The sequence below is a fragment of the Methylobacter sp. Wu1 genome (genome assembly GCF_036553575.1).
Taxonomy (GTDB): domain Bacteria; phylum Pseudomonadota; class Gammaproteobacteria; order Methylococcales; family Methylomonadaceae; genus Methylobacter.
In genome coordinates this window covers 16,234-36,404 of record NZ_JAZHOC010000031.1, presented here as the reverse complement: position 1 = coordinate 36,404, position 20,171 = coordinate 16,234, and the positions used below count along the sequence as shown (strand labels likewise).

23 protein-coding genes are annotated in these 20,171 nt (G+C 53.7%); 18 read left to right on the top strand and 5 right to left on the bottom strand.

The genetic code is table 11. The annotated features are described in order from the left end of the window. Nucleotides 1-2: 2 nt before the first annotated feature. The 10 genes from V2P20_RS03140 to V2P20_RS03095 all read left to right on the top strand — a co-directional run bounded on the left by V2P20_RS03140 (nucleotide 3) and on the right by V2P20_RS03095 (nucleotide 10,582). Nucleotides 3-392, top strand: coding sequence for a DUF971 domain-containing protein (locus tag V2P20_RS03140; RefSeq protein ID WP_331816034.1), 390 nt, complete (start codon nucleotides 3-5; stop codon nucleotides 390-392). 18 nt (nucleotides 393-410) lie between these two features. Further along, nucleotides 411-1,160 carry a bifunctional demethylmenaquinone methyltransferase/2-methoxy-6-polyprenyl-1,4-benzoquinol methylase UbiE gene (ubiE, locus tag V2P20_RS03135; protein WP_194970317.1) on the top strand — a complete coding sequence of 250 codons (750 nt, stop codon included), beginning with the start codon at nucleotides 411-413 and terminating at the stop codon, nucleotides 1,158-1,160. A 1-nt stretch (nucleotide 1,161) separates the two neighbouring features. Then, nucleotides 1,162-1,788 carry an SCP2 sterol-binding domain-containing protein gene (locus V2P20_RS03130; protein WP_331816032.1) on the top strand — a complete coding sequence of 209 codons (627 nt, stop codon included), beginning with the start codon at nucleotides 1,162-1,164 and terminating at the stop codon, nucleotides 1,786-1,788. 76 nt (nucleotides 1,789-1,864) lie between these two features. Beyond that, on the top strand, nucleotides 1,865-3,415 hold the full coding sequence (gene ubiB, locus V2P20_RS03125) for a ubiquinone biosynthesis regulatory protein kinase UbiB (protein ID WP_331816030.1): 1,551 nt from the start codon (nucleotides 1,865-1,867) through the stop codon (nucleotides 3,413-3,415). An 88-nt stretch (nucleotides 3,416-3,503) separates the two neighbouring features. After that, a complete protein-coding gene (locus V2P20_RS03120) occupies nucleotides 3,504-4,676 on the top strand; it encodes a phosphoglycerate kinase (RefSeq protein WP_331816028.1) in 1,173 nt (390 codons plus the stop codon). A gap of 130 nt (nucleotides 4,677-4,806) precedes the next feature. After that, nucleotides 4,807-5,049 (top strand): DNA-directed RNA polymerase subunit omega, encoded by a 243-nt coding sequence (gene rpoZ, locus V2P20_RS03115; protein ID WP_331816026.1) that lies wholly within the window; start codon nucleotides 4,807-4,809, stop codon nucleotides 5,047-5,049. Between the two features lie 11 nt (nucleotides 5,050-5,060). Further along, complete coding sequence (locus tag V2P20_RS03110) at nucleotides 5,061-7,232, top strand: RelA/SpoT family protein (RefSeq protein WP_331816024.1); 2,172 nt, start codon at nucleotides 5,061-5,063, stop codon at nucleotides 7,230-7,232. A 265-nt stretch (nucleotides 7,233-7,497) separates the two neighbouring features. After that, nucleotides 7,498-7,884: a RidA family protein gene (locus tag V2P20_RS03105; RefSeq protein ID WP_331816022.1), complete on the top strand. Its 387-nt coding sequence runs from the start codon at nucleotides 7,498-7,500 to the stop codon at nucleotides 7,882-7,884. Nucleotides 7,885-7,922: 38 nt separating this feature from the next. Further along, entirely contained in the window at nucleotides 7,923-10,013 is a 2,091-nt protein-coding gene (gene recG, locus V2P20_RS03100; RefSeq protein WP_331816020.1) for an ATP-dependent DNA helicase RecG, read from the top strand. A 5-nt stretch (nucleotides 10,014-10,018) separates the two neighbouring features. Then, a complete protein-coding gene (locus V2P20_RS03095) occupies nucleotides 10,019-10,582 on the top strand; it encodes a chorismate lyase (RefSeq protein ID WP_331816018.1) in 564 nt (187 codons plus the stop codon). On the opposite strand, the gene V2P20_RS03090 is transcribed toward V2P20_RS03095, so the two are convergent. Next, the gene (locus tag V2P20_RS03090; RefSeq protein WP_331816016.1) at nucleotides 10,568-11,392 is read right to left on the bottom strand and encodes a thermonuclease family protein; all 825 of its coding nucleotides are present in this window, start codon (nucleotides 11,390-11,392) and stop codon (nucleotides 10,568-10,570) included. The two genes, V2P20_RS03095 and V2P20_RS03090, sit on opposite strands and share 15 nt — an antisense overlap. A gap of 64 nt (nucleotides 11,393-11,456) precedes the next feature. On the opposite strand from V2P20_RS03090, the gene dtd reads away from it, so the two are divergent. Then, the gene (dtd, locus tag V2P20_RS03085; RefSeq protein WP_331816014.1) at nucleotides 11,457-11,909 is read left to right on the top strand and encodes a D-aminoacyl-tRNA deacylase; all 453 of its coding nucleotides are present in this window, start codon (nucleotides 11,457-11,459) and stop codon (nucleotides 11,907-11,909) included. A 181-nt stretch (nucleotides 11,910-12,090) separates the two neighbouring features. On the opposite strand, the gene V2P20_RS03080 is transcribed toward dtd, so the two are convergent. Continuing rightward, a complete protein-coding gene (locus V2P20_RS03080) occupies nucleotides 12,091-12,231 on the bottom strand; it encodes a hypothetical protein (protein WP_194970284.1) in 141 nt (46 codons plus the stop codon). A gap of 162 nt (nucleotides 12,232-12,393) precedes the next feature. Between V2P20_RS03080 and yegQ the strand changes: the two genes are divergently transcribed. The 5 genes from yegQ (at nucleotide 12,394) to V2P20_RS03055 (ending at nucleotide 16,168) form a co-directional block, all read left to right on the top strand. Then, nucleotides 12,394-13,737, top strand: coding sequence for a tRNA 5-hydroxyuridine modification protein YegQ (gene yegQ, locus V2P20_RS03075; protein ID WP_331816010.1), 1,344 nt, complete (start codon nucleotides 12,394-12,396; stop codon nucleotides 13,735-13,737). A gap of 57 nt (nucleotides 13,738-13,794) precedes the next feature. Then, nucleotides 13,795-14,280: a ribonuclease E activity regulator RraA gene (gene rraA / locus V2P20_RS03070; protein WP_331816008.1), complete on the top strand. Its 486-nt coding sequence runs from the start codon at nucleotides 13,795-13,797 to the stop codon at nucleotides 14,278-14,280. Between the two features lie 35 nt (nucleotides 14,281-14,315). Further along, on the top strand, nucleotides 14,316-15,263 hold the full coding sequence (ispH, locus tag V2P20_RS03065) for a 4-hydroxy-3-methylbut-2-enyl diphosphate reductase (protein WP_331816006.1): 948 nt from the start codon (nucleotides 14,316-14,318) through the stop codon (nucleotides 15,261-15,263). Between the two features lie 153 nt (nucleotides 15,264-15,416). After that, the gene (locus tag V2P20_RS03060) at nucleotides 15,417-15,779 is read left to right on the top strand and encodes a rhodanese-like domain-containing protein (RefSeq protein ID WP_194970280.1); all 363 of its coding nucleotides are present in this window, start codon (nucleotides 15,417-15,419) and stop codon (nucleotides 15,777-15,779) included. Next, entirely contained in the window at nucleotides 15,776-16,168 is a 393-nt protein-coding gene (locus V2P20_RS03055) for a S4 domain-containing protein (protein WP_194970279.1), read from the top strand. Before V2P20_RS03060 ends, V2P20_RS03055 begins: the two co-directional genes overlap by 4 nt. Here V2P20_RS03055 and V2P20_RS03050 read toward each other — a convergent pair whose 3' ends face one another. The 3 genes from V2P20_RS03050 to V2P20_RS03040 are packed head-to-tail and all read right to left on the bottom strand — an operon-like array spanning nucleotide 16,169 to nucleotide 17,104. After that, nucleotides 16,169-16,501, bottom strand: a complete 333-nt coding sequence (locus V2P20_RS03050) for a TusE/DsrC/DsvC family sulfur relay protein (RefSeq protein ID WP_331816001.1) — start codon at nucleotides 16,499-16,501, stop codon at nucleotides 16,169-16,171. It abuts the gene before it with no gap. Further along, complete coding sequence (gene tusB, locus V2P20_RS03045) at nucleotides 16,492-16,782, bottom strand: sulfurtransferase complex subunit TusB (protein ID WP_331815999.1); 291 nt, start codon at nucleotides 16,780-16,782, stop codon at nucleotides 16,492-16,494. Before tusB ends, V2P20_RS03050 begins: the two co-directional genes overlap by 10 nt. Nucleotide 16,783: 1 nt before the next feature. Then, complete coding sequence (locus tag V2P20_RS03040) at nucleotides 16,784-17,104, bottom strand: multidrug efflux SMR transporter (RefSeq protein ID WP_194970276.1); 321 nt, start codon at nucleotides 17,102-17,104, stop codon at nucleotides 16,784-16,786. A 157-nt stretch (nucleotides 17,105-17,261) separates the two neighbouring features. Here V2P20_RS03040 and xseA point away from each other — a divergent pair, with 157 nt between their 5' ends. Next, nucleotides 17,262-18,635: an exodeoxyribonuclease VII large subunit gene (gene xseA, locus V2P20_RS03035; protein WP_331815996.1), complete on the top strand. Its 1,374-nt coding sequence runs from the start codon at nucleotides 17,262-17,264 to the stop codon at nucleotides 18,633-18,635. Nucleotides 18,636-18,757: 122 nt separating this feature from the next. Beyond that, nucleotides 18,758-20,125: a Trk system potassium transporter TrkA gene (trkA, locus tag V2P20_RS03030; protein ID WP_331815994.1), complete on the top strand. Its 1,368-nt coding sequence runs from the start codon at nucleotides 18,758-18,760 to the stop codon at nucleotides 20,123-20,125. Nucleotides 20,126-20,171 lie beyond the last annotated feature (46 nt).

The window sequence follows — 20,171 nt, the reverse complement described above, 5'->3', positions numbered from 1 at the left end:
TCATGCGCCTGACTGTACAACCCTGTCATACCCTACCCACTGAGATAAAGCTGCATCAGGTGTCCCGCCTGCTGGAGATCAGTTTTGACGACGGCAGCGTTTTCAAGCTGCCTTATGAATACCTGCGCGTCTATACGCAATCGGCTGAAACGGTCGGTCACGCGCCCGGCCAGGAAGTGCTGCAGGTCGGCAAGGAAGACGTCACGATTGAAGAGATCAAGCCGGTGGGCAACTATGGCATTGCCCCGAAATTCAGCGACGGCCATAGCAGCGGCATTTACACATGGGATTTATTGTACACGCTAGGCGCCGAATATCAGATCTTATGGGCCGATTATCTCCATAGACTGGAAGCGGCGGGCTATCACCGCAAAGCATCGACAGAACATTAAAAAATACCAAGCATGACAATGACAAACGACAACACCACCCATTTCGGTTTTAAACAGGTAGCCAAAGAGGACAAAGTCAAACTGGTCCGCGGCGTGTTTGATTCCGTGGCGGGACAATACGATATCATGAACGATCTGATGTCGATGGGCATTCACCGCATCTGGAAGCGCATTGCCGTGCAACTGAGCAATGTGCGCAAAGGCGAGCGCGTGCTCGATCTGGCCGGAGGCACCGGCGATTTGACCATATTGTTCGAAAAACGCGTCGGCAAGGACGGCCAGATAGTGCTGGCCGACATCAACTCCGAAATGCTGCGCACGGGCCGCAACCGCCTGATCGACAAAGGACTGGTCGGCAATATCCGCTATGCCCAGGTCAATGCCGAATGCCTGCCTTTTGAAGACAATACCTTCGACTGCGTCTGCATAGGCTTCGGCCTGCGCAATGTAACCGACAAGGATGCCGCCTTGCGCTCCATGTACAGAGTGCTGAAACCCGGCGGCCGCGTCATCGTGCTGGAATTCTCGCACCCGACCGACAAAGTGACCGAAAAAGTCTACGATTTTTATTCATTCAATCTGCTGCCCAAAATCGGCAAAGTCGTAGCCAAGGATGAAGACAGTTACCGCTACCTGGCCGAATCCATCCGCATGCATCCGAAACAGGATGAACTGAAAAAAATGATGGAAAATGCCGGCTTTGAGCGCTGCGAATATTTCAACATGACGCAAGGCATCGTAGCCATACACAGAGGTTATAAAATCTAGCATGGCGATCAAACCGTTGCTGGCCGGCGTACTGGAAACCGCGCTCAACCAGTACCTTTCCCTGGACCCGGATAGCCGCTATTTTCTGGAACCATTGGCCGGCAAAGTCATCGCCGTTACGATCCTACCGTTCAATGAAACCGTTTACCTGTGCCCGACGACGGAATCCATCCAGTGTCTGGATCACTTCGTCGGCGAACCCGACACCCGCCTCACCGGCTCGATCTGGGCGCTGGGCCTGATGGGGCTCAGCTCAAAACCGATGCGCTCCATTTTCTCCGGTGAAGTGAAAATTGAAGGCGACATGCACACCGGCCGCAAATTTCAGGAACTGTTCGATAAGCTGGACATCGATCTGGAAGAAAAACTGTCGCACTACACCGGCGATATCATCGCACATCAGATCGGCCGGTTTTTCCGCGCCGGCCAACGCTGGGGAAAAGATTCCATTGAAACTTTCCGGCTGAACGCGGCGGAATTTCTGCAGGAAGAAACGCGCGATCTGCCGGCCGCCCCGGAAATGGATATTTTTTGTCGACAAGTTGATGAACTGCGCTCCGATTTTGACCGCCTGTCAAGCCGGATTGAACGTCTGGACGATGCACTGGCGAGTTTAAAGCAGAAATAAAACCGGTCTTGCTCTACTGACATCCTCTCCGGTGGGCACGAAAAGCCGCGCCCACTCTACAACCAAAGGTAAATACGTGATCCGCCCTAAAATATTATTGCGCCTGATCCATATTAACTGGGTTCTGGTCTTTCACGGCCTGGACGAGATCGTTTTAAAAACCCATTTATTCCGCCCCGTTCGATTCCTGGCCGTTTTCTCCCCCAACTACTGGCTCAAGCGGCAAACTGCTCCGCGAGGCGTGCGTATTCGTCGCGCCTTGGAAGATCTGGGGCCTATCTACGTCAAATTCGGCCAGGCGCTGTCGACCCGGAAAGACCTGCTCCCCGATGACATTGCCGATGAACTGGTCAAATTGCAAGACAGAGTTCCGCCGTTTCCGAGCGAAGTCGCGCGCGGCATTATTGAACAGGAACTCGGCATGCCTGTTTCCGAAGCCTTTGCCGAGTTCAATCAGGAACCTCTGGCTTCGGCCTCGGTCGCGCAAGTTCATACGGCCGTGCTGCACAGCGGCGAGCAGGTCGTCGTTAAGGTTCTGCGTCCCGATATCGAAGCACGCATCCACTCCGACGTAGGCCTGCTTTATGAGTTGGCCCGCTTCGCCGAAAGATTCTGGCCCGACGCAAGGCGGCTGCGCGCGCTGGAAGTCGTTGCCGAATTTGAAAAAACAACGCTGGACGAGCTTGACCTGATCCGCGAAGCCGCCAATGCCGCCAAATTGCGCCGCAACTTCGAAGGTTCGGACGTTATTTACATCCCGGAAATCCACTGGCCGCTGACGCGCCAGAAAGTCATGGTCATGGAGCGCATTCAGGGCATTCCGGTCGGCGAAATCGCAGCGCTGCGCGAAGGCGGCGCCGATTTCAAATTGCTGGCCGAACGCGGCGTGGAAATCTTTTTCACCCAGGTGTTCCGCGACAACTTTTTTCATGCCGATATGCACCCCGGCAATATCTTCGTCGATCTGCCGGCCAAATATATCGCCGTTGACTTCGGCATCGTCGGCTCATTGTCCTTGTCCGATCAGCGCTATCTGGCCGAGAACTTCCTGGCCTTCTTCAATCGCGATTACCGCCGGGTCGCGCAAATGCACGTCGAATCCGGCTGGGTACCCGGCTCGACGCGCATAGAAGAATTCGAATCGGCCATACGCAGCGTGTGCGAGCCGATCTTCGAAAAGCCGCTCAAGGACATTTCCTTCGGGCAGTTGCTGCTGCGTCTGTTCCAGACCGCGCGGCGCTTTGACATGCACGTGCAGCCGCAACTGGTCTTGCTGCAAAAAACGCTGCTCAATATCGAAGGCCTCGGGCGCGAGCTTTATCCCGATCTGGACTTGTGGCAAACGGCCAAACCGTTTCTGGAAAAATGGTTTCATGAACGCATGAGCCCTAAAGCCAAAATCGACAGAATCATCAAACAGTTCCCGGAACTGGCCGAGCAGTTTCCGGAAGTCCCTTCGCTGATTTATAAAGCCCTGGACAATGCCGCGCATGCAAGGCCCAATGCCGAAGCGCATAACCGCGAACTCGCCCTGCTGCGCCAGCAAATGGAAAGCAACCACCGCCGGACGGTATGGGCTATCCTGGCCAGCGCCGTCGTGATCAGCGTGGCGGTGCTATTTCGATAAGTCAGTACAAGGCCAAATCATAATCGGACTTTGTCTGAAATAATTGTCAAAAAAATACCAATAAATAACATAAACAGGAGAGTCTACTATGTCGATTAAAAGAATGGTCGATCTGAATTTGTCAGGCAAACGCGTACTGATCCGTGAGGATCTGAACGTGCCTGTGAAAAACGGCAAAGTCACCAGCGACATCCGCATTCGAGCCAGCCTGCCAACCATTCAAAAAGCCCTGGAAGGCGGCGCCGCCGTCATACTGTTATCGCACCTGGGCCGGCCGGTTGAAGGCCAATATTCGGAAGAGGCGTCATTAAAGCCGGTAGCCGAGCACTTATCGGAACTGCTCGATCAACCCGTCAGGCTGGAGAAAGACTGGCTGGACGGCATTGACATCAAGCCGGGTGAAGTCGTGCTGTGCGAGAACGTGCGCTTCAATGCCGGCGAAGGCAAAGACAGTGACGAGTTAGGCAAGAAAATGGCCGCGCTCTGCGATATCTTTGTCATGGATGCCTTCGGCACCGCGCACAGGGCGCAGGCCTCGACGCACAGCGTCGCCAAATACGCGCCTGTCGCCTGCGCCGGCCCTCTGTTGGCCAGCGAACTGGACGCACTGGGCAAAGCGCTGGAAACGCCGGTCAAACCGCTGGTCGCGATCGTCGGCGGCTCTAAAGTTTCCACCAAGCTGACAGTGCTGAAGTCGTTGTCTGAAAAAGTCGACCAGCTGATCGTCGGCGGCGGCATTGCCAATACGTTTATTGCGGCTGCAGGCTTTCCTGTCGGCAAATCGCTGTACGAAGAAGACCTGCTTGACGAAGCCAAGCAACTGATCGAGATGGCCAAGCGCAGCGGCTCTGATATTCCTGTACCGACCGATGTCGTGTGTGCGAAGGAATTCTCGGAAACCGCCATCGCTTCGGTCAAGAAAGTCGAGGACGTCGAAGCCGATGACATGATCATGGATATCGGCCCCGAAACGGCCAAACACTACGCGCAACTGCTGAAATCGGCCGGCACCATTGTCTGGAACGGCCCGGTCGGCGTGTTCGAGTTTGATCAGTTCGGCAACGGCACGAAGTCCCTGGCTACGGCCATCGCCGAAAGCAGTGCCTTCTCGATTGCCGGCGGCGGCGACACGCTGGCGGCGATCGATAAATACGGCATCAACGATCGGGTCTCCTACACCTCTACCGGCGGCGGCGCGTTTCTGGAATTTCTCGAAGGCAGAGAACTTCCGGCCGTTTCCATTTTAAAATCACGCGCCTAGAGGTTTAAGTCGGGCGGTGTTTTTTATATAATGCATCGCCTCTTTATTTCATTTAGCTCAACGGCTGAATGAAACGGATCCCTGTCAGTCCTGTCGAATGGACTGATCTCTTAATTTATTAGGTTTAAAAATGGCCAGAGTCACAGTTGAAGATTGTTTAGATCACGTAGAGAACCGTTTCAAACTGGTTTTATTAGCCAGTACCAGAGCCCGTCAACTCAGCAAGGGTGCTGATGAATTTGTCGCTCGCAATAAAGACAAGGATACGGTTGTCGCTTTACGCGAAATTGCGGCGGGTCATGTCACGACTGAAAATGTCAACAAGCTGCACCGTACTGTCGATACTCACGAAAATACCAGCACCATGTTTTAATCGCTGAATCCATGTTAAATATAGTCGCCGACACTATCGAACTGGAACGCCCTCAGGACAAACTGATCCGGCGTTTGTGCGAGACCTTGGGCGACTATCTGGATCAGGCTCAGATCGATGAAATTGTCCGCGCCTATGAGTTCGGTGCCGCCGCTCATGCCGGCCAATTTCGCAAAACCGGCGAAGCCTATATTTGCCACCCTATTTCCGTTGCCATCAGCCTGGCTGAAATGCGCATGGATGCGCACGGCATCATGGCGGCCATTCTGCACGATGTCATTGAAGACACGCCGGTCAGCAAGAAAGAATTAGCCAAACAGTTCGGCCAGGAAGTGGCGGAACTGGTCGACGGCGTCACCAAGCTCACCAAAATCGACAGCAAATCGCATGCCGAAGCCCAGGCCGAAAATGTCCGCAAGATGTTCATGGCCATGGCCAAGGATTTGCGCGTGATCATGGTCAAACTGGCGGATCGGCTGCACAACATGCAGACGCTCGGCGCCATGAAGCCCGCAAAAAAGCGCCGCATTGCCCGCGAAACGCTCGATATCTATGCCCCGATAGCCAACCGCCTGGGCATGAACAATATCCGGCACAAACTCGAATCGCTGGGCTTCGAGGCCATGTACCCGGTGCGCCATGCCATTTTGAAAAATGCGGTCAAAAAAGCCCGCGGCAATCGTCGCAAGATCGTCGACACCATTGAAAGCGCGATAAAAAACCGTCTGGAACAAGCCGGCCTGCACTGCGAGGTCGCCGGACGCGAAAAGAATCTTTACAGCATCTACCAGAAAATGCTGAACAAAAAGATTTCCTTTTCGGATGTTTTCGATGTCTATGCCTTCAGGATCTATTGCGACGACGTTGACAATTGTTACCGCGTCCTGGGCATCGTACACAATCTGTACAAGCCCATTCCGGGCCGCTTCAAGGACTACATCGCACTGCCCAAGGCCAATGGCTATCAGTCCCTGCACACCATACTGATCGGCCCTTACGGCGTGCCCATTGAAATCCAGATCAGAACGCACGAAATGCACCGCATGTCGGAATCAGGCATCGCGGCGCACTGGCTGTACAAATCCGACGACGACAAATCCGAGAAATTCCAGGCCGGCGCCAACGAATGGCTGCGCGAACTGCTGGAAATCCAGAAGTCGGCCGGCGATTCGCTGGAATTCATCGACAACCTGAAAGTCGACCTGTTTCCGCAGGAAGTGTTCGTCTTTACGCCCCAGGGCGGCATCATCAAACTGCCGCGCGGCGCGACCATCATCGATTTTGCCTATGCCGTCCATACCGATATCGGCAACGCCTGCGTTTCCGCCCGCATCGACAAACAACTGGTGCCGCTGCAATCGACGCTCGAAAACGGCGTCACGGTGGAAGTCATTACCGCCTCCTGGGCCCGGCCCAACCCTCTTTGGCTCAACTACGTCATCACCGCCAAGGCCCGCTCCAGCATACGCACGTATCTGAAGCATTTTAAACAGCAGGAAGCCATCAATCTCGGCCGTCGACTGCTGGAAAAAGAGCTGCAAGCCATGCATCTGCATCTGGAAAACATCGATCAGGTCCGTATCATGGCACTGCTTGAAGCGATGTCCATGCACAATCTGGAAGAATTGCTCGAAGACATCGGCCTGGGCAATAAAATGCCGTTCCTGATCGCCAAGCGCCTCACGCAGGATGATGTGCATGCGGCTGTCAAACTCGACACCAGCGAGAGCGGCGTAAGGAATCCTCTGATTATCAAAGGCACGGAAGGCATGGTCATTACGCTGGCGAAATGCTGCCGGCCTATTCCGGGCGATTCGATCATCGGCTTTTTCAATCCCGGCCGCGGTATTGTTGTGCACCATCACGAATGCCGTAACCGCATCGAAGCCAGAAAAAAACAGGCCAGCTGGCTGGATGTCGAATGGAGTCCGGACGCCGTCGGCGATTTTCCGGCCGAAATTCGCATAGAAATACTGAATCAGCGCGGCTCGCTGGCTACCATTGCCTCGACCATCTCGGAACTGAATTCCAACATCGAAAATGTCTCCGTGGTCGATCAGGACGACCGCGTTTCGGTTGACCTGATCACGCTGACGGTCAAGGACCGCGTGCATCTGGCCCAGATCATGCGCAGGCTGAAGGAGTTATCGATTGTGCTGAAAATCAATCGGGTAAAAGCTTAGAAACCAGACACTCGCTTAGCGTCAAAGCGCCCGATAGTTCAGCATCCAATTCAAAAATCAATCTTCACCTTTCCGCTATATCCAGGTTTGTAGGGGCGAATTTATTGCCCTTTGAGACGGGCACAACAGCATTTCAAGCCAGCCTGACAGCCTGCCCGCACGGGGCCCGAGAAAATTTCCGCCAGATTCCTTATAATATGCACAGGTACACGCGATTTTCACCCCGCTATTTAACCATTCTGCTAACTGATACACAGGAATAACAATGACAAAAGAAATTATCCAGACCGATAAAGCACCTCAGGCCATCGGCACCTATTCGCAAGCGGTTAAAGTCGGCAATACCGTTTATCTTTCGGGTCAGATCCCGTTGGTTCCGGCCACTATGACCATCATCGACGGCGACATTTCAGCGCAGATCACGCAGGTATTCGAAAACCTGAAAGCAGTTGTCGAAGCGGCCGGCGGCGATCTGTCCAACATCGTCAAACTGAACGTATTTTTAACCGATCTGTCGCACTTCCCTATCGTCAACGAGATCATGGGCCGCTATTTTCAGGCGCCTTATCCGGCGCGCGCTGCGATCGGCGTGGCCGCGCTGCCTAAAGATGCCGGCGTGGAAATGGATGCGATCATGCAACTGGACGCGTAACTCATCCAGGCGAAGCTTATCCTTTATAAAATCCGCCAATGAAAAACCCGTATTATCTGAATCAACCGGTTGCGTCATTGGCGGGCATAGGCGGCCAGACCGCCCTGCGTCTGGAGAAACTCGGCATCCGCACGATTCAGGATCTGATTTTCCACCTGCCGCACCGCTATGAAGACCGCACGCGCGTCTACCCTATCGGCTCATTGACGCCGGGCATGACTGTGCTGATCTGCGGCCGCGTCGAATTTACGGATATTCTGCCCCGGGGCCGCAAAAGCCTAGTCTGCCGCATCAGCGACGGCACAGGATTCATCAGCCTGAAGTTTTTTCACTTCAGCGCCAGCCAGCATAATGCGCTGCAGCCGGGCACGCTGATCAGCTGCTTTGCCGAGGTGCGCCACGGCTTTGCCGGGTTCGAAATGGTTCACCCCGAATATAAAGTCATTTCAAGCGCGGACAGCTGCGTTACCGAAACCTGCCTGACGCCCGTTTACCCTCTGACCGAAGGACTCAGGCAGGCGACATTAAGAAAAGCCATCAAGCAGGCCCTAACCATTTGCACCTCTGAAAATCAGTTGTTGCCGGACTGGATTCCAGAGACCGTATTAAAGCGCTACCATTACCCTTCCCTGTTGGAAGCCATACAAACCCTGCATGCGCCGGATGAATCGATCTCAATGGCAGCCCTGCAAAACGGCAGCGTACCGGCATTGAAACGGCTGGCCTTCGAAGAACTGCTGGCGCATCACCTGAGTCTCAGGCAATCGAGAAACAAAACCAGAATCTGGCAGGCGCCCCGATTCTCTGTCAATCCGGCCATCAACGAACATTTCATCTGCGCCCTGCCCTTCAGCCTGACCCGCGCGCAACAGCGCGTCATGGCCGAAATCGAGGCCGATTGCAGCCGGAACCACCCAATGATGCGGCTGGTTCAGGGCGATGTCGGCTCCGGCAAGACCGTCGTCGCCGCCTATGCGGCCCTGCTGGCGCTGTCGGCAGGCTTTCAGGTTGCGGTCATGGCGCCGACCGAATTGCTGGCCGAGCAGCATTTCCGCAACTTCAGCAACTGGTTTGCAAACTTCCAGACGCAAGTGCTCTTTCTGACCGGCCAACTGAAAGGCAACCCGAGAAAAGACGCCCTGCAAGCCCTGGCCGACGGCAGCGCCGGCATCATTATCGGCACGCACGCCCTGTTTCAGGACAGCGTCAACTTTCACCGGCTGGGCCTGGTTATCATCGACGAACAACACCGCTTCGGCGTGCACCAGCGGCTGGCGCTCAGGGAGAAAGGCCAGCAGACCGGGCTGCGTCCGCATCAATTGGTCATGACCGCGACCCCGATTCCGCGCACGCTGGCCATGCTGCAATATTCGGATCTCGATATCTCGATCATCGACGAACTGCCGCCGGGCAGAAAGCCGGTCGTCACGAGCGTCATTCCTGCCGAGCGTCGTAACGAGGTCATCGCGCGTATCGGCAACTGGGTCGCTCAGGGCAGACAGGCTTACTGGGTCTGCACGCTGATTGAAGAATCGGAAGCGTTGCAGTGCGAGGCGGCCGAAAAAACCGCCGAACGACTGACCCAGGCCCTACCGGATGTGCGCGTCGGCCTGGTGCACGGACGCATGAAAGCGGCCGAGAAAGAGGCCGTCATGCAGGCTTTCAAGCAGCATCGGCTCGATCTGCTGGTTGCGACGACCGTCATCGAGGTCGGCGTCGACGTGCCCAATGCCGGCCTGATGATCATCGAAAACCCCGAAAGGCTGGGCCTGTCTCAGCTGCATCAGCTGCGCGGCCGGGTCGGCCGCGGCGAAGGCGACAGTTACTGTCTGCTCATGTACCAATCGCCCTTGTCCGATACGGCGCGCCAGCGGCTGGGCATTTTAAGGGACAGCAGCGACGGCTTTGTGATCGCCGAGAAAGACCTGCAACTGCGCGGTCCGGGCGAAGTCATGGGAACCCGGCAAACCGGCGCCGCGCATTTTAAAATTGCCGATTTATCCCGCGACTCGGATTTACTGGATAATATCCAGCAGATAGCGGACATTTTTTTCAATGACTCGCCCGAAGCCGTACAGCCATTGATTGATCGCTGGCTGGGCGATGCTACAGACTATGCAGAGGTTTAGACCCGTTGGCCACCAGAAGCTTTTTATTCACGCAGGAACCCGGCTGGTTTGAGAATCGCCAGGGTACGCGCCATTGTCTTCCCAAAGATGTTCAGTCCTGGACTTATGAAACAGGCTCATTGACGCAGCGTCTGCGCGATTATTACGGCAGTGCCGTCGCCGTTAAAGTGCTTCAGCAGCAATGGAGCACACCTTTTCTAAGCGAGCGCAGGCTGCTGAAACTGCCTGAAAGCCGCTACAGTTTAATCCGTGAAGTTTTGCTGCATGCCGACGGCAAGCCGCTGATTCTGGCCAGAACCATCATCCCGACCCGAACCCTCAAAGCCGCCAAGCGCAGCTTGTCGCATCTGGGCAGCCGTCCGCTGGGCGAAGTGATTTTTTCCTATCCCAAGCTTAAACGCCTGGAAATGGACGTGGCCCTCGCCACTCCTGCTATCTGGACACGGGCCGCGATTGCCGAAGCCGGCATTAACGGGCCGGTATGGGGCAGAAGAACCGTCTACGCCATTCGGCGCCGGCAGATGCTGGTCAGTGAATTCTTTTTGCCGGGTGCGTTAGCGGTCTGGTAGGCGCCGCAGCTTGATTGCGCTGGGATGGCGAATCAACATCGAAAAGCCGTTCTTGTTTTTATTGAGCCAGCCGCGCACCTCGATCTCTTTCCCCAGATAGCCGTTCATGTCCGGAAATAACGGCAGCCACTGGCGTTCAATGCGCGCTTCAAACCGGCTGGAGAACTCCAGATAACTGTATTTCCGGCTGTTGCGGATATTAACGACCTTGCCCACCAATCGTACCCATCCCGCGCGCTCACGATCGGCAAGGCTGCTGACCGGCATGGCCGCATATTCGACGCGCTGCCAGATGCCCGACCTGGCCTGCTCGGCCTGATCCTGGACTTTAATCAACTCCTCGGCATGCAACAGATTGGGCGGATAAATACTGACGGCTGCCAGCCCTGCCGCTACCAGTTGCAGATTGAGATGCTCATCGTTCTCGGTAAACAGATGCGCCAGGGTTCTTTTGTATTTATCGGTTTCTTCGACATCGGTTTCCAGGCGGACTTTGCTGTTTTGCAACTTATTGATCAGCCACTGCTTCGCCTCATTGCCGCCGGCCTGGGCGTCTTCATTTTTGTGCCGGACTTCCGGCGTATTGATGCCCAACAGGCGAATCTTACGACCATCTTCCAGCTGCACCGTATCGCCGTCGAAAACCTTTTTGACCCGATAAAAGGAATAGCCCGGCTTGATATCGACGATTTTTGCCTCGGGAGATGACCGATCCGAGAAATGCCGATTGCCAAGGTCATCCTTCCATTGGAAGATTTCAGCGCCGGCCCAGGACGGCCATGCCAGCAATAAAATCAGTAAAAACTTCATGAACCTGCCTGTATTATAATGATTAAAGACAATCTGTTTTCCAACCCCAACCTTTACAACCCTGATGCTCACAATCATCCAACGCGTCACCACTGCTAAAGTCACCGTCAACAATGAAATCATAGGCCAGATCGACAAAGGCATCATGGCACTGGTCGCCGTTGAGAGAGAGGACAGCGAAAAAGACGCACAGCGCCTGCTGGAACGCATACTCAACTACCGCATTTTTGCCGACGACAATGATCGCATGAATTTGAGTCTGCGCGATATCAAAGGCGGCCTGTTGCTGGTCCCGCAATTCACCTTGGCAGCCGATACCAATAGCGGCAATCGCCCCAGTTTCACCCCGGCTGCATCGCCAGAAAAAGGACAACAGCTGTTCAGTTATCTGCAGCAACTGGCAAAAGCCGCTTATCCGCCTGTCGAATTCGGCCAATTCGGCGCTGATATGCAGGTTGCGCTGGTCAATGACGGGCCGGTTACGTTTACCTTGAGAACGACGAGCCAGCCGCGCTAACTGAATTTAGCTACTAGCCCGAGCATCGCTTTAACGCCTGCTTGTCCGTCTGCCTCACCCGCCGGAACCGCAAGCGCGGCATGCTCGCGTTCTGATGCGCAAACATTGAAATCCTTTCTCGAAATGAAGCCCGAATGCGAAAAAAAACCCGACCTCACCCAATCGACACCTTAAGCTCCTGCTACCAATCATCTTCCTTGTCTTCCTCATAAGGCTGAGATTTAACATTTTTGGGAATTTTCGGCATTTTTGCCGTTCTGAGTAAGATTAAAGCGCCGCCCAAGACAAAAAGCAGAGCTATGATGAATAATATCACCCACATGATACGCTCCTAAATGGCTAAGTAATCCTGTCCAATAGCGGGAACCGTTCAGACGTCCGCCCGCGCTGTAACTTTAGCCGACAGCCGGACGTTAAGCTATATCCCTTAACCATCACGAATTACGATAGAATATAGTCAATCAAGACCATTTATATAGATTACATGAAACAAGTTGAACTGCTTTCCCCCGCCGGAACCCTGAAAAACATGCGCTATGCCTTTGCCTTCGGCGCCGATGCCGTCTATGCCGGGCAGCCTCGCTACAGCCTCAGAGTGCGCAATAATGATTTTCTTGAAGATAATCTGGCCAAGGGCATCAATGAGGCGCATGCGCTGGGCAAAAAATTTTTCCTGGCCACCAATGTGATTCCTCACAATGCCAAAATCAAAACCTTTCTGGCCGATATAGAACCGATTATCGCCATAAAACCAGATGCCCTGATCATGGCCGATCCGGGCCTGATCATGATGGTGCGCGAAACCTGGCCCGACATGCCTGTCCATCTGTCCGTGCAGGCCAACACCGTCAATTACGCCACGGTAAAATTCTGGCAAGCGATGGGCGTCGAGCGCATCATTCTGTCGCGCGAACTGTCTTTGGATGAGATCGAGGAAATCCGCCAGCGCTGTCCCGACATGGAACTGGAAGTGTTTGTACACGGTGCGCTGTGCATCGCCTATTCCGGCCGCTGCCTGCTGTCAGGCTATTTCAATCACCGCGACCCTAACCAGGGCACCTGCACGAACTCCTGCCGCTGGAAATACGATACCCTGCCTGCGCATGAAAACGCCGAAGGCGATTACGTGCTGGCCGGCGGCTCCCTGTCTATGTCCGACATCAGCACAGCCAGCTGCGGCGGTGCGGACCGGCATCCATTGGCAGACAAGGTTTATTTCCTCGAAGAGGAAGGCCGCAAGGGCGAACTGCTGCCGGTCATGGAAGATGAAAACGGCACTTACATCATGAATTCCAAAGACCTGCGCGCCATCGAACACGTACAGCGTCTGGTCGAGATCGGCGTGGACAGCCTTAAAATCGAAGGCCGCACCAAGTCGCACTATTACGTTGCCCGCACGGCGCAGACCTACCGTCAGGCCATTGACGATGCGCAGGCCGGCCGCCCTTTCCGGCCCGAACTGATCGGCGTACTGGAGAACTTGGCCAACCGCGGCTATACGGACGGCTTTTATCAGCGTCACCATACCCATGAATACCAGAACTATATCACCGGCTATTCAAAAAGCCATCAGCAGCAGTTCTGCGGCGAAATCCGGAGTTATGACAAGGAAAGCGGCCTGGCTGTGATCGATGTCAAAAACAAGTTTGCGGTCGGCGATAAAATCGAATTGATTCTGCCGGAAGGCAATCAGGACATTACCGTTGAGCGCATGCTGGACATGTACGGCCGCGATATGCTGGAGGCTCCGGGCGGCGGTTATGAAGTCAGGATACCGATGCCTGAAACCACCGGCAACCACGGACTGATCGCGCGTTATTTCGCCTGATCCATTAATAATCATGGGCGATCTCCATCCGGTCGCCCTATACCTTGGGTTTAGACTATGAATTTCACGACTGCAGACCTTTGCGATGCGCACTCCGAAGAAGAACATTTCCAGATTGCCGAGCCCCTGTTCAGATCCTATGGCGCCAATCCGGCTTTTTGCGGCCAGATCACCACAGTGAAAGTCCACGAAGACAACGTACTGGTCAGACAGGCGCTGGAAGAGAAAGTCGAAAACCGCGTACTGGTTATCGACGGCGGCGGCTCGCACCGTTGCGCCCTGCTGGGCAGCAACCTGGCCAGGCTTGCCATTGACAATGGCTGGCAAGGCATCATTATCTATGGCTGTCTGCGCGATTCCGCCATCATTGACCAATTGCCTATCGGCATACGCGCGCTGCATACGCATCCGTTGAAAAGCCACAAACGAGGCCATGGCGAGCGCGATATGCCTGTCTATTTCGCCAGCGTCGCTTTCAAGAAAGATCATTTTTTATATGCCGATACCGATGGAATTATCGTGTCGGACACAATGTTGAGTTAGAATAAGCAAAATTAACCAAGTAAAGAAGTCAAGATATGCAAATTGTACTCGCTAACCCTCGAGGATTCTGTGCCGGTGTAGACCGGGCTATCGAAATTGTTGATCAGGCCCTGGAAACGTTCGGAGCGCCGATTTACGTTCGCCATGAAGTGGTCCATAACCGTACGGTGGTTGAAGGACTTAAAGAAAAAGGCGCTGTTTTCATTGAAGACTTAACCGATGTACCGGTCGGCTCCTACCTGATTTTCAGCGCGCATGGCGTCTCAAAACAAGTACAGAAAGAAGCTGAAGAGCGCAATTTGACCGTTTTCGATGCCACCTGCCCTCTGGTTACCAAAGTGCATCTACAGGTCGCCAAACATGCCAAATCCGACCGGGAAGTGATCCTGATAGGCCACGCCGGCCATCCGGAAGTGGAAGGCACGATGGGACAATACGAAAAATGCACCGAAAACGGCGGCATTTATCTGGTCGAAACGCCGGAAGACGTTGAAAAATTACAAGTCAACAATCCGGACAATCTGGCTTACGTCACCCAGACGACCTTGTCGATGACCGACACCAAGATCATGGTTGATGCCTTAAGGGCGCGTTTCTCCGGCATTCAGGAGCAAAAAAAAGACGACATCTGCTATGCGACCCAGAATCGCCAGGATGCAGTTTATGAATTGTCTAAAACGTCTGACCTCATCCTCGTCGTCGGCTCGCCCAACAGTTCCAACTCCAACCGCCTGCGCGAGATCGCCGAACAGCTTGGCAAACAGGCCTATCTGATCGACACGGCGAAAGACATGAAGCAGGAATGGTTCAACAACGTTAACGTAGTCGGCGTCACGGCAGGCGCTTCGGCGCCGGAAGTTCTGGTCCAGGAAGTCATCAATCAGCTCAAGCAATGGGGTGGCGAAACCATTACCGAAATTCAAGGCATAGAAGAAAAAGTCGTGTTCTCACTGCCGAAAGAATTAAAAAAGCACATGAGCTAACCCTGTCTTCCGGGTGACCGTTCAGTGGTCACCCAAGCCCCTGATTGCCTCAAGTCATTGTTTTCGCAGGCGCACTGTTTAATCTGTAAAAAAGACTGGCAGCATAATATTATTTATTGCTAATATATTTTTTTATTTTTTCAGGAGACGACCATGACTTTAACCCCAATGGATCTTGTTGCCCAAGCCAAGCAACATATCACTGAAATCAACATTGATGATGCCAAAAACGAACTCGGAAAGAGTCTGATTCTGGACGTCAGGGAGCCGGCCGAATACGAGGCGGGGCACTTGCCCGGAGCCGTCAATATTCCACGCGGAGTATTGGAATTCAAAATAGGCGCGCATCCCGATTTTCAGGAGAAGCAGGGCGACAGAATCATCGTCTACTGCCAGACCGGCGGCCGCTCGGCATTGGCCGCGGAAGCGCTGAACAAGATCGGATACAGCAAAGCCGTCAGCATGGCCGGCGGATTTAAAGCCTGGTCAGACAACGGCAATGAAGTAAAAGCGTGACAGAACTCGAATCTGTACGTCTGGATAAGTGGCTATGGGCTGCGCGTTTTTTTAAAACGCGCAAGCTTGCTTCTGACGCCATAGCCGGCGGCAAAGTCCACCTGAACGATCAACGCACGAAGCCCAGCAAGGAAATCAGGCCCGGCGCAAAACTCTCCATCAGCAAGGACAACTACACCTGGGACATTACCGTCATTGCGCTCAGCGAGCAGCGACGTCCGGCGAAAGAGGCGGCACTGCTCTATGAGGAAAGCGCCGAAAGCCAGGAAAAACGTCAGCAGCAGATAATCCAACAGCGTGAACAGCGAGAGCTATTCGGCTTTAACCACAGAGATCACAAACCAAACAAAAAAGAACGGCGCCTGATTCACCGCTTTAAACAAGGGTGATTACAAACAGGTCGGCGGCTTGGGCAATCCGGCCAATTTGCAGGCATATTTCAAAGGCCCTTCTGGAAAAAGTTTATGTAAATACCGGCTGTTGCCTTTCTCCTCGCCCAATGCCTTCGCAACAGCCTTGGTAAAAACCCGCGCATTCGGCAAGTGCCTGAACTGCTGATAATAGTCGCGGATGAACAGGATGATTTCCCAGTGGCGTTCATCCAGCTGAATATTATCCGATTCAGCCAGCCGCCTTGCGACCTCTTCATCCCAGTCGCCGGCATTAACCAGAAAGCCCTGATCGGTTACTTCCAGAGTCCGGCCGTGAACCATCAAGCCCATGACTGAATCACATGATTGTCAACGGTTAACTCGGCCAGCCCGGCATAATCGATGATGTCGATGCCTTCGACCAGCTCATCGGCGGCAATGCCGCGCACGGCCACATCCTCCGATAAAACGCACAAGCGGTTCGTACTGAGCAGTTGCGTTAATTTCTCACTTAACAAACCATTCTTTAACAATCGCAATACGGCGTTTTCAAGAAATACCACGGCATCTCCAAGCTCAATGCGTTCCAGAACGGCTACTTCTATCGGTGACTGAAAAATGAGATGCAACACGTTACTGACTATCCGTTAATTTAAGTCCAACAATGCCTGCTATGATGAAAGCGATGGACAGTAATCGTAATAGCTCCGTCGATTCCTTAAATAGAAAAATTCCGATTATCGCTACACCTACAGCGCCCATGCCTGTCCAGACCGCATAAGCGGTTCCTAGCGGCAGGGTTTTAATGGCCAGCGTCAGCAGATAAAAACTGCAACCGCCCGAGATCATGGTAATGATACTGGGCCACAGTTTGGTAAAACCCTCGTTATATTTAAGACTCAAAGCAAACACTATTTCTGCGAATCCCGCAGAAAACAACAGCAACCACGCCAACGCACACCTCTTAATTCATGCATAAAAGTCGCTTATTTTACAATAGGCGATTCAATAGCATACGAAATTTTATCAGTCACCGGTAATTGACCAAGCCTTGGCTGTACAACTAGACACGAATGCAAACTGAAAGAGCAAGAAGTGTTAAAATCATCTCATGACGATCACTCCCTCATCCACTCAGCGCAGAATATATACCGTCACACAGCTCAACCGGGAAACCAGCCAGCTACTCAGCGACTATTTCCTGACCGTTTTGGTCGAAGGCGAAATTTCCAACTTAAGCACGCCTTCTTCCGGACATCTTTATTTTTCGCTGAAAGATGCCAATGCCCAGATCCGTTGCGCCCTGTTTAAAAATCACCAGCGCAAATTCGGATTCAAACCCGAAAACGGCAAGCAGGTCATCGTCAAGGCGCAAGTCAGCCTTTATGAGCCCAGAGGCGATTATCAGCTTATCGTCGAACAAATTGAAGAAGCCGGCTATGGCGCTCTGCGACGGGCTTTTGACGCCTTGAAGCTCAAACTGTTGACGGAAGGCCTGTTCGACAGCGCCCATAAACAAAGCCTGCCCGTTCTGCCCAGAACCATCGGCATCATCACTTCGCCGTCGGGAGCCGCCATCCGGGATGTTCTGACCGTCCTGCGCCGGCGTTTCGCGGCGGTGCCGGTCATTATCTATCCGGTGGCCGTACAGGGAGACAATGCCAAACATGAAATTGCCAAATCCATCGCCACCGCCAACCGGCAGGCCCTGTGCGATGTGATCATTCTTGGCCGGGGCGGCGGTTCGCTGGAAGATTTGTGGGCATTCAATGAGGAGATCGTGGCGCGCGCCATTTTTGCCAGCGATATCCCGATCATCACGGGCATAGGCCATGAAACCGACTTCACCATTGCCGATTTTGTAGCCGACCTGCGCGCACCGACGCCATCGGCCGCCGCCGAGCATGCCGTCCCTGATCAACAAGCCTGGCTGTCACAATTCATTTATCTGGAATCGCGACTGTATCAGCTACTACAGCGAAAACTGAACCAGACTCAGCAATCTCTGGATTGGCTCAGCAAACGACTGCAACAGCAGCATCCGGGCCAGAAACTGGCAAGGAACACGCAGCGCCTAGGCGAACTGGAATCAAGGCTTCACCAGGCCATGCATGTCGGACTGCGCCAGCATGCCAGCCTGCTGGAAGCCAAGACAGCCAAATTGTGGCAACACAACCCCACCATTACGATAAACAGTCATAAACAGCGGCAGCAGTACTTGAGCGAGCGTTTAGCCATTGCTATCCGATGCCGGCTGGAGGAATTGAACCACCAGTTCTTGAATGCCAGCCATACCCTGCATGCCGTTAGTCCGCTGGCGACGCTGAACCGAGGCTATGCCATGGCTGTTCGTTTGCCGTCCGGTCAGATTATCAGGTCTACCGACCAGCTAAAAACAGGCGACATGATCCAGACTCGCCTCGCGCAGGGCCAATTCACCAGCCAAATCAAAACCATTGACCAGGATTATCCGGAGATATCCTGACCATTCTGCTCCGAGTCATTTTATTTTTGTTGCGGTAAACCGAAAACACCTATAAAGTTGCGCGATTTTATCGTGTGTCGGGTCCACAAGACCCCAAACCTCATTGGGTTGCTGATACTGTTATGAGAATACTGATTCTTGGCGCCGGCATGACCGGCGCTTCGGTCGCCGAAGCGCTGGCGAGCGAAGAAAACGATATTGTTGTCATCGATTATAAAACCCATCTGCTGGATGCCTTGAAGGAACGCTTCGATATCGCCACGGTCGCCGGCAATGCCGCCCACCCCAGCGTTCTGGAACAAGCTGGCGTATATAATACCGATATGGTCATTGCCGTAACCGACCGCGATGAAACCAATATGTTGGCCTGCACGATCATCAACAAGCTCTATAGCCGCCCGAAGACAATCGCCCGCATCCGCGCCATCGATTATCTGCAAAACCCCAAACTGTTCGCTCCCGGCGGCATCCCTGTCGATATCGTGATCAGCCCGGAACAGATCGTCATGGAATCGATACGCAATCTGATTGAACTGCCGGGCGTCTTGCAGATTACCGATTTCGCCGACGGACTGGTGCGGCTGTTTTCGTTGAAAGTGGGCCCGGACGGCTTTTTAACCGGCAAAAAAATCAAGGAACTGAAAGATCGCCTGTCAGGCGGCAAAATTCGCATAGCGGCTATTTTCAGGCAAGGACGACCTCTGGTCGCGAATGGCGAGGCCTTTATCGCTACCGGCGACGAGGTGTTCATCGTAGCCCCGCGCAAGGAAGTGCAGCGAGTATTGAAAGACCTGCGGAAACTGGAAGCGCCGTTAAAGCGCGTCATCATTGCCGGCGGCGGACATATCGGCAAGCGTCTGGCGCTGGCCCTGGAAAAAGACCATCAGGTCAAAATCATCGAACGGAATCCGGAACGCGCCCAGAAAATCGCCAATGACCTTGATCATACCGTGGTACTGCAGGGCGACTGCACCGATGAATCCCTGCTGCTCGATGAGTCCATCGACAAAACCGATCTGTTCTGTGCGGTTACCGACCATGATGGCGAAAACATTATCTCGGCTTCGCTGGCGAAACAATTGGGCGTTCGCAAGGCAATATGCCTGCTCAACAACCGATCTTACACAAAGTTACTGCCCGGCACCGGCATCGACGTGGCTGTCCAGCCCAACGTTGAAACGTTGGGCAGCATCCTGAAATACGTCAGGCGCGGCGATGTGGCGCGCGTCAGTTCCTTATGCGGCGGCACCGCCGAAGCAATCGAGGCCATCGCGCACAAAGGCAATGGCGAGAACTCGGTAGTAGGGCTGCAAGTAGACGCCATTCAGTGGCCGGAAGGCATCGTATTGGGTGCGTTGATCCGCGACCGGCAGGTTATTTCCATCCACCACGACACGGTCTTCGAGGAAGGCGACCATGTTGTCATGTTTGCACTGGATAAGAAACTGGTCTCTTATATCGAGCAGAAATTCCAGCCTCTCAACAAATAACTGCGCCGACGATGCCCAAAAATCATTGGACCCTGTCGTATTTCGA

What these genes read in the sequence shown, in the direction of transcription:
- V2P20_RS03140 (WP_331816034.1), top strand. Translation starts at nt 3, where the DNA reads ATGCGCCTGACTGTACAACCCTGTCATACCCTACCCACTGAGATAAAG.
- xseA (WP_331815996.1), top strand. Translation starts at nt 17,262, where the DNA reads ATGACGATCACTCCCTCATCCACTCAGCGCAGAATATATACCGTCACA.
- V2P20_RS03080 (WP_194970284.1), bottom strand. Translation starts at nt 12,231, where the DNA reads ATGTGGGTGATATTATTCATCATAGCTCTGCTTTTTGTCTTGGGCGGC.
- rraA (WP_331816008.1), top strand. Translation starts at nt 13,795, where the DNA reads ATGAATTTCACGACTGCAGACCTTTGCGATGCGCACTCCGAAGAAGAA.
- ispH (WP_331816006.1), top strand. Translation starts at nt 14,316, where the DNA reads ATGCAAATTGTACTCGCTAACCCTCGAGGATTCTGTGCCGGTGTAGAC.
- V2P20_RS03120 (WP_331816028.1), top strand. Translation starts at nt 3,504, where the DNA reads ATGTCGATTAAAAGAATGGTCGATCTGAATTTGTCAGGCAAACGCGTA.
- V2P20_RS03090 (WP_331816016.1), bottom strand. Translation starts at nt 11,392, where the DNA reads ATGAAGTTTTTACTGATTTTATTGCTGGCATGGCCGTCCTGGGCCGGC.
- trkA (WP_331815994.1), top strand. Translation starts at nt 18,758, where the DNA reads ATGAGAATACTGATTCTTGGCGCCGGCATGACCGGCGCTTCGGTCGCC.
- ubiE (WP_194970317.1), top strand. Translation starts at nt 411, where the DNA reads ATGACAAACGACAACACCACCCATTTCGGTTTTAAACAGGTAGCCAAA.
- yegQ (WP_331816010.1), top strand. Translation starts at nt 12,394, where the DNA reads ATGAAACAAGTTGAACTGCTTTCCCCCGCCGGAACCCTGAAAAACATG.
- V2P20_RS03105 (WP_331816022.1), top strand. Translation starts at nt 7,498, where the DNA reads ATGACAAAAGAAATTATCCAGACCGATAAAGCACCTCAGGCCATCGGC.
- V2P20_RS03050 (WP_331816001.1), bottom strand. Translation starts at nt 16,501, where the DNA reads ATGGGCTTGATGGTTCACGGCCGGACTCTGGAAGTAACCGATCAGGGC.
- rpoZ (WP_331816026.1), top strand. Translation starts at nt 4,807, where the DNA reads ATGGCCAGAGTCACAGTTGAAGATTGTTTAGATCACGTAGAGAACCGT.
- V2P20_RS03060 (WP_194970280.1), top strand. Translation starts at nt 15,417, where the DNA reads ATGACTTTAACCCCAATGGATCTTGTTGCCCAAGCCAAGCAACATATC.
- dtd (WP_331816014.1), top strand. Translation starts at nt 11,457, where the DNA reads ATGCTCACAATCATCCAACGCGTCACCACTGCTAAAGTCACCGTCAAC.
- V2P20_RS03110 (WP_331816024.1), top strand. Translation starts at nt 5,061, where the DNA reads ATGTTAAATATAGTCGCCGACACTATCGAACTGGAACGCCCTCAGGAC.
- V2P20_RS03130 (WP_331816032.1), top strand. Translation starts at nt 1,162, where the DNA reads ATGGCGATCAAACCGTTGCTGGCCGGCGTACTGGAAACCGCGCTCAAC.
- recG (WP_331816020.1), top strand. Translation starts at nt 7,923, where the DNA reads ATGAAAAACCCGTATTATCTGAATCAACCGGTTGCGTCATTGGCGGGC.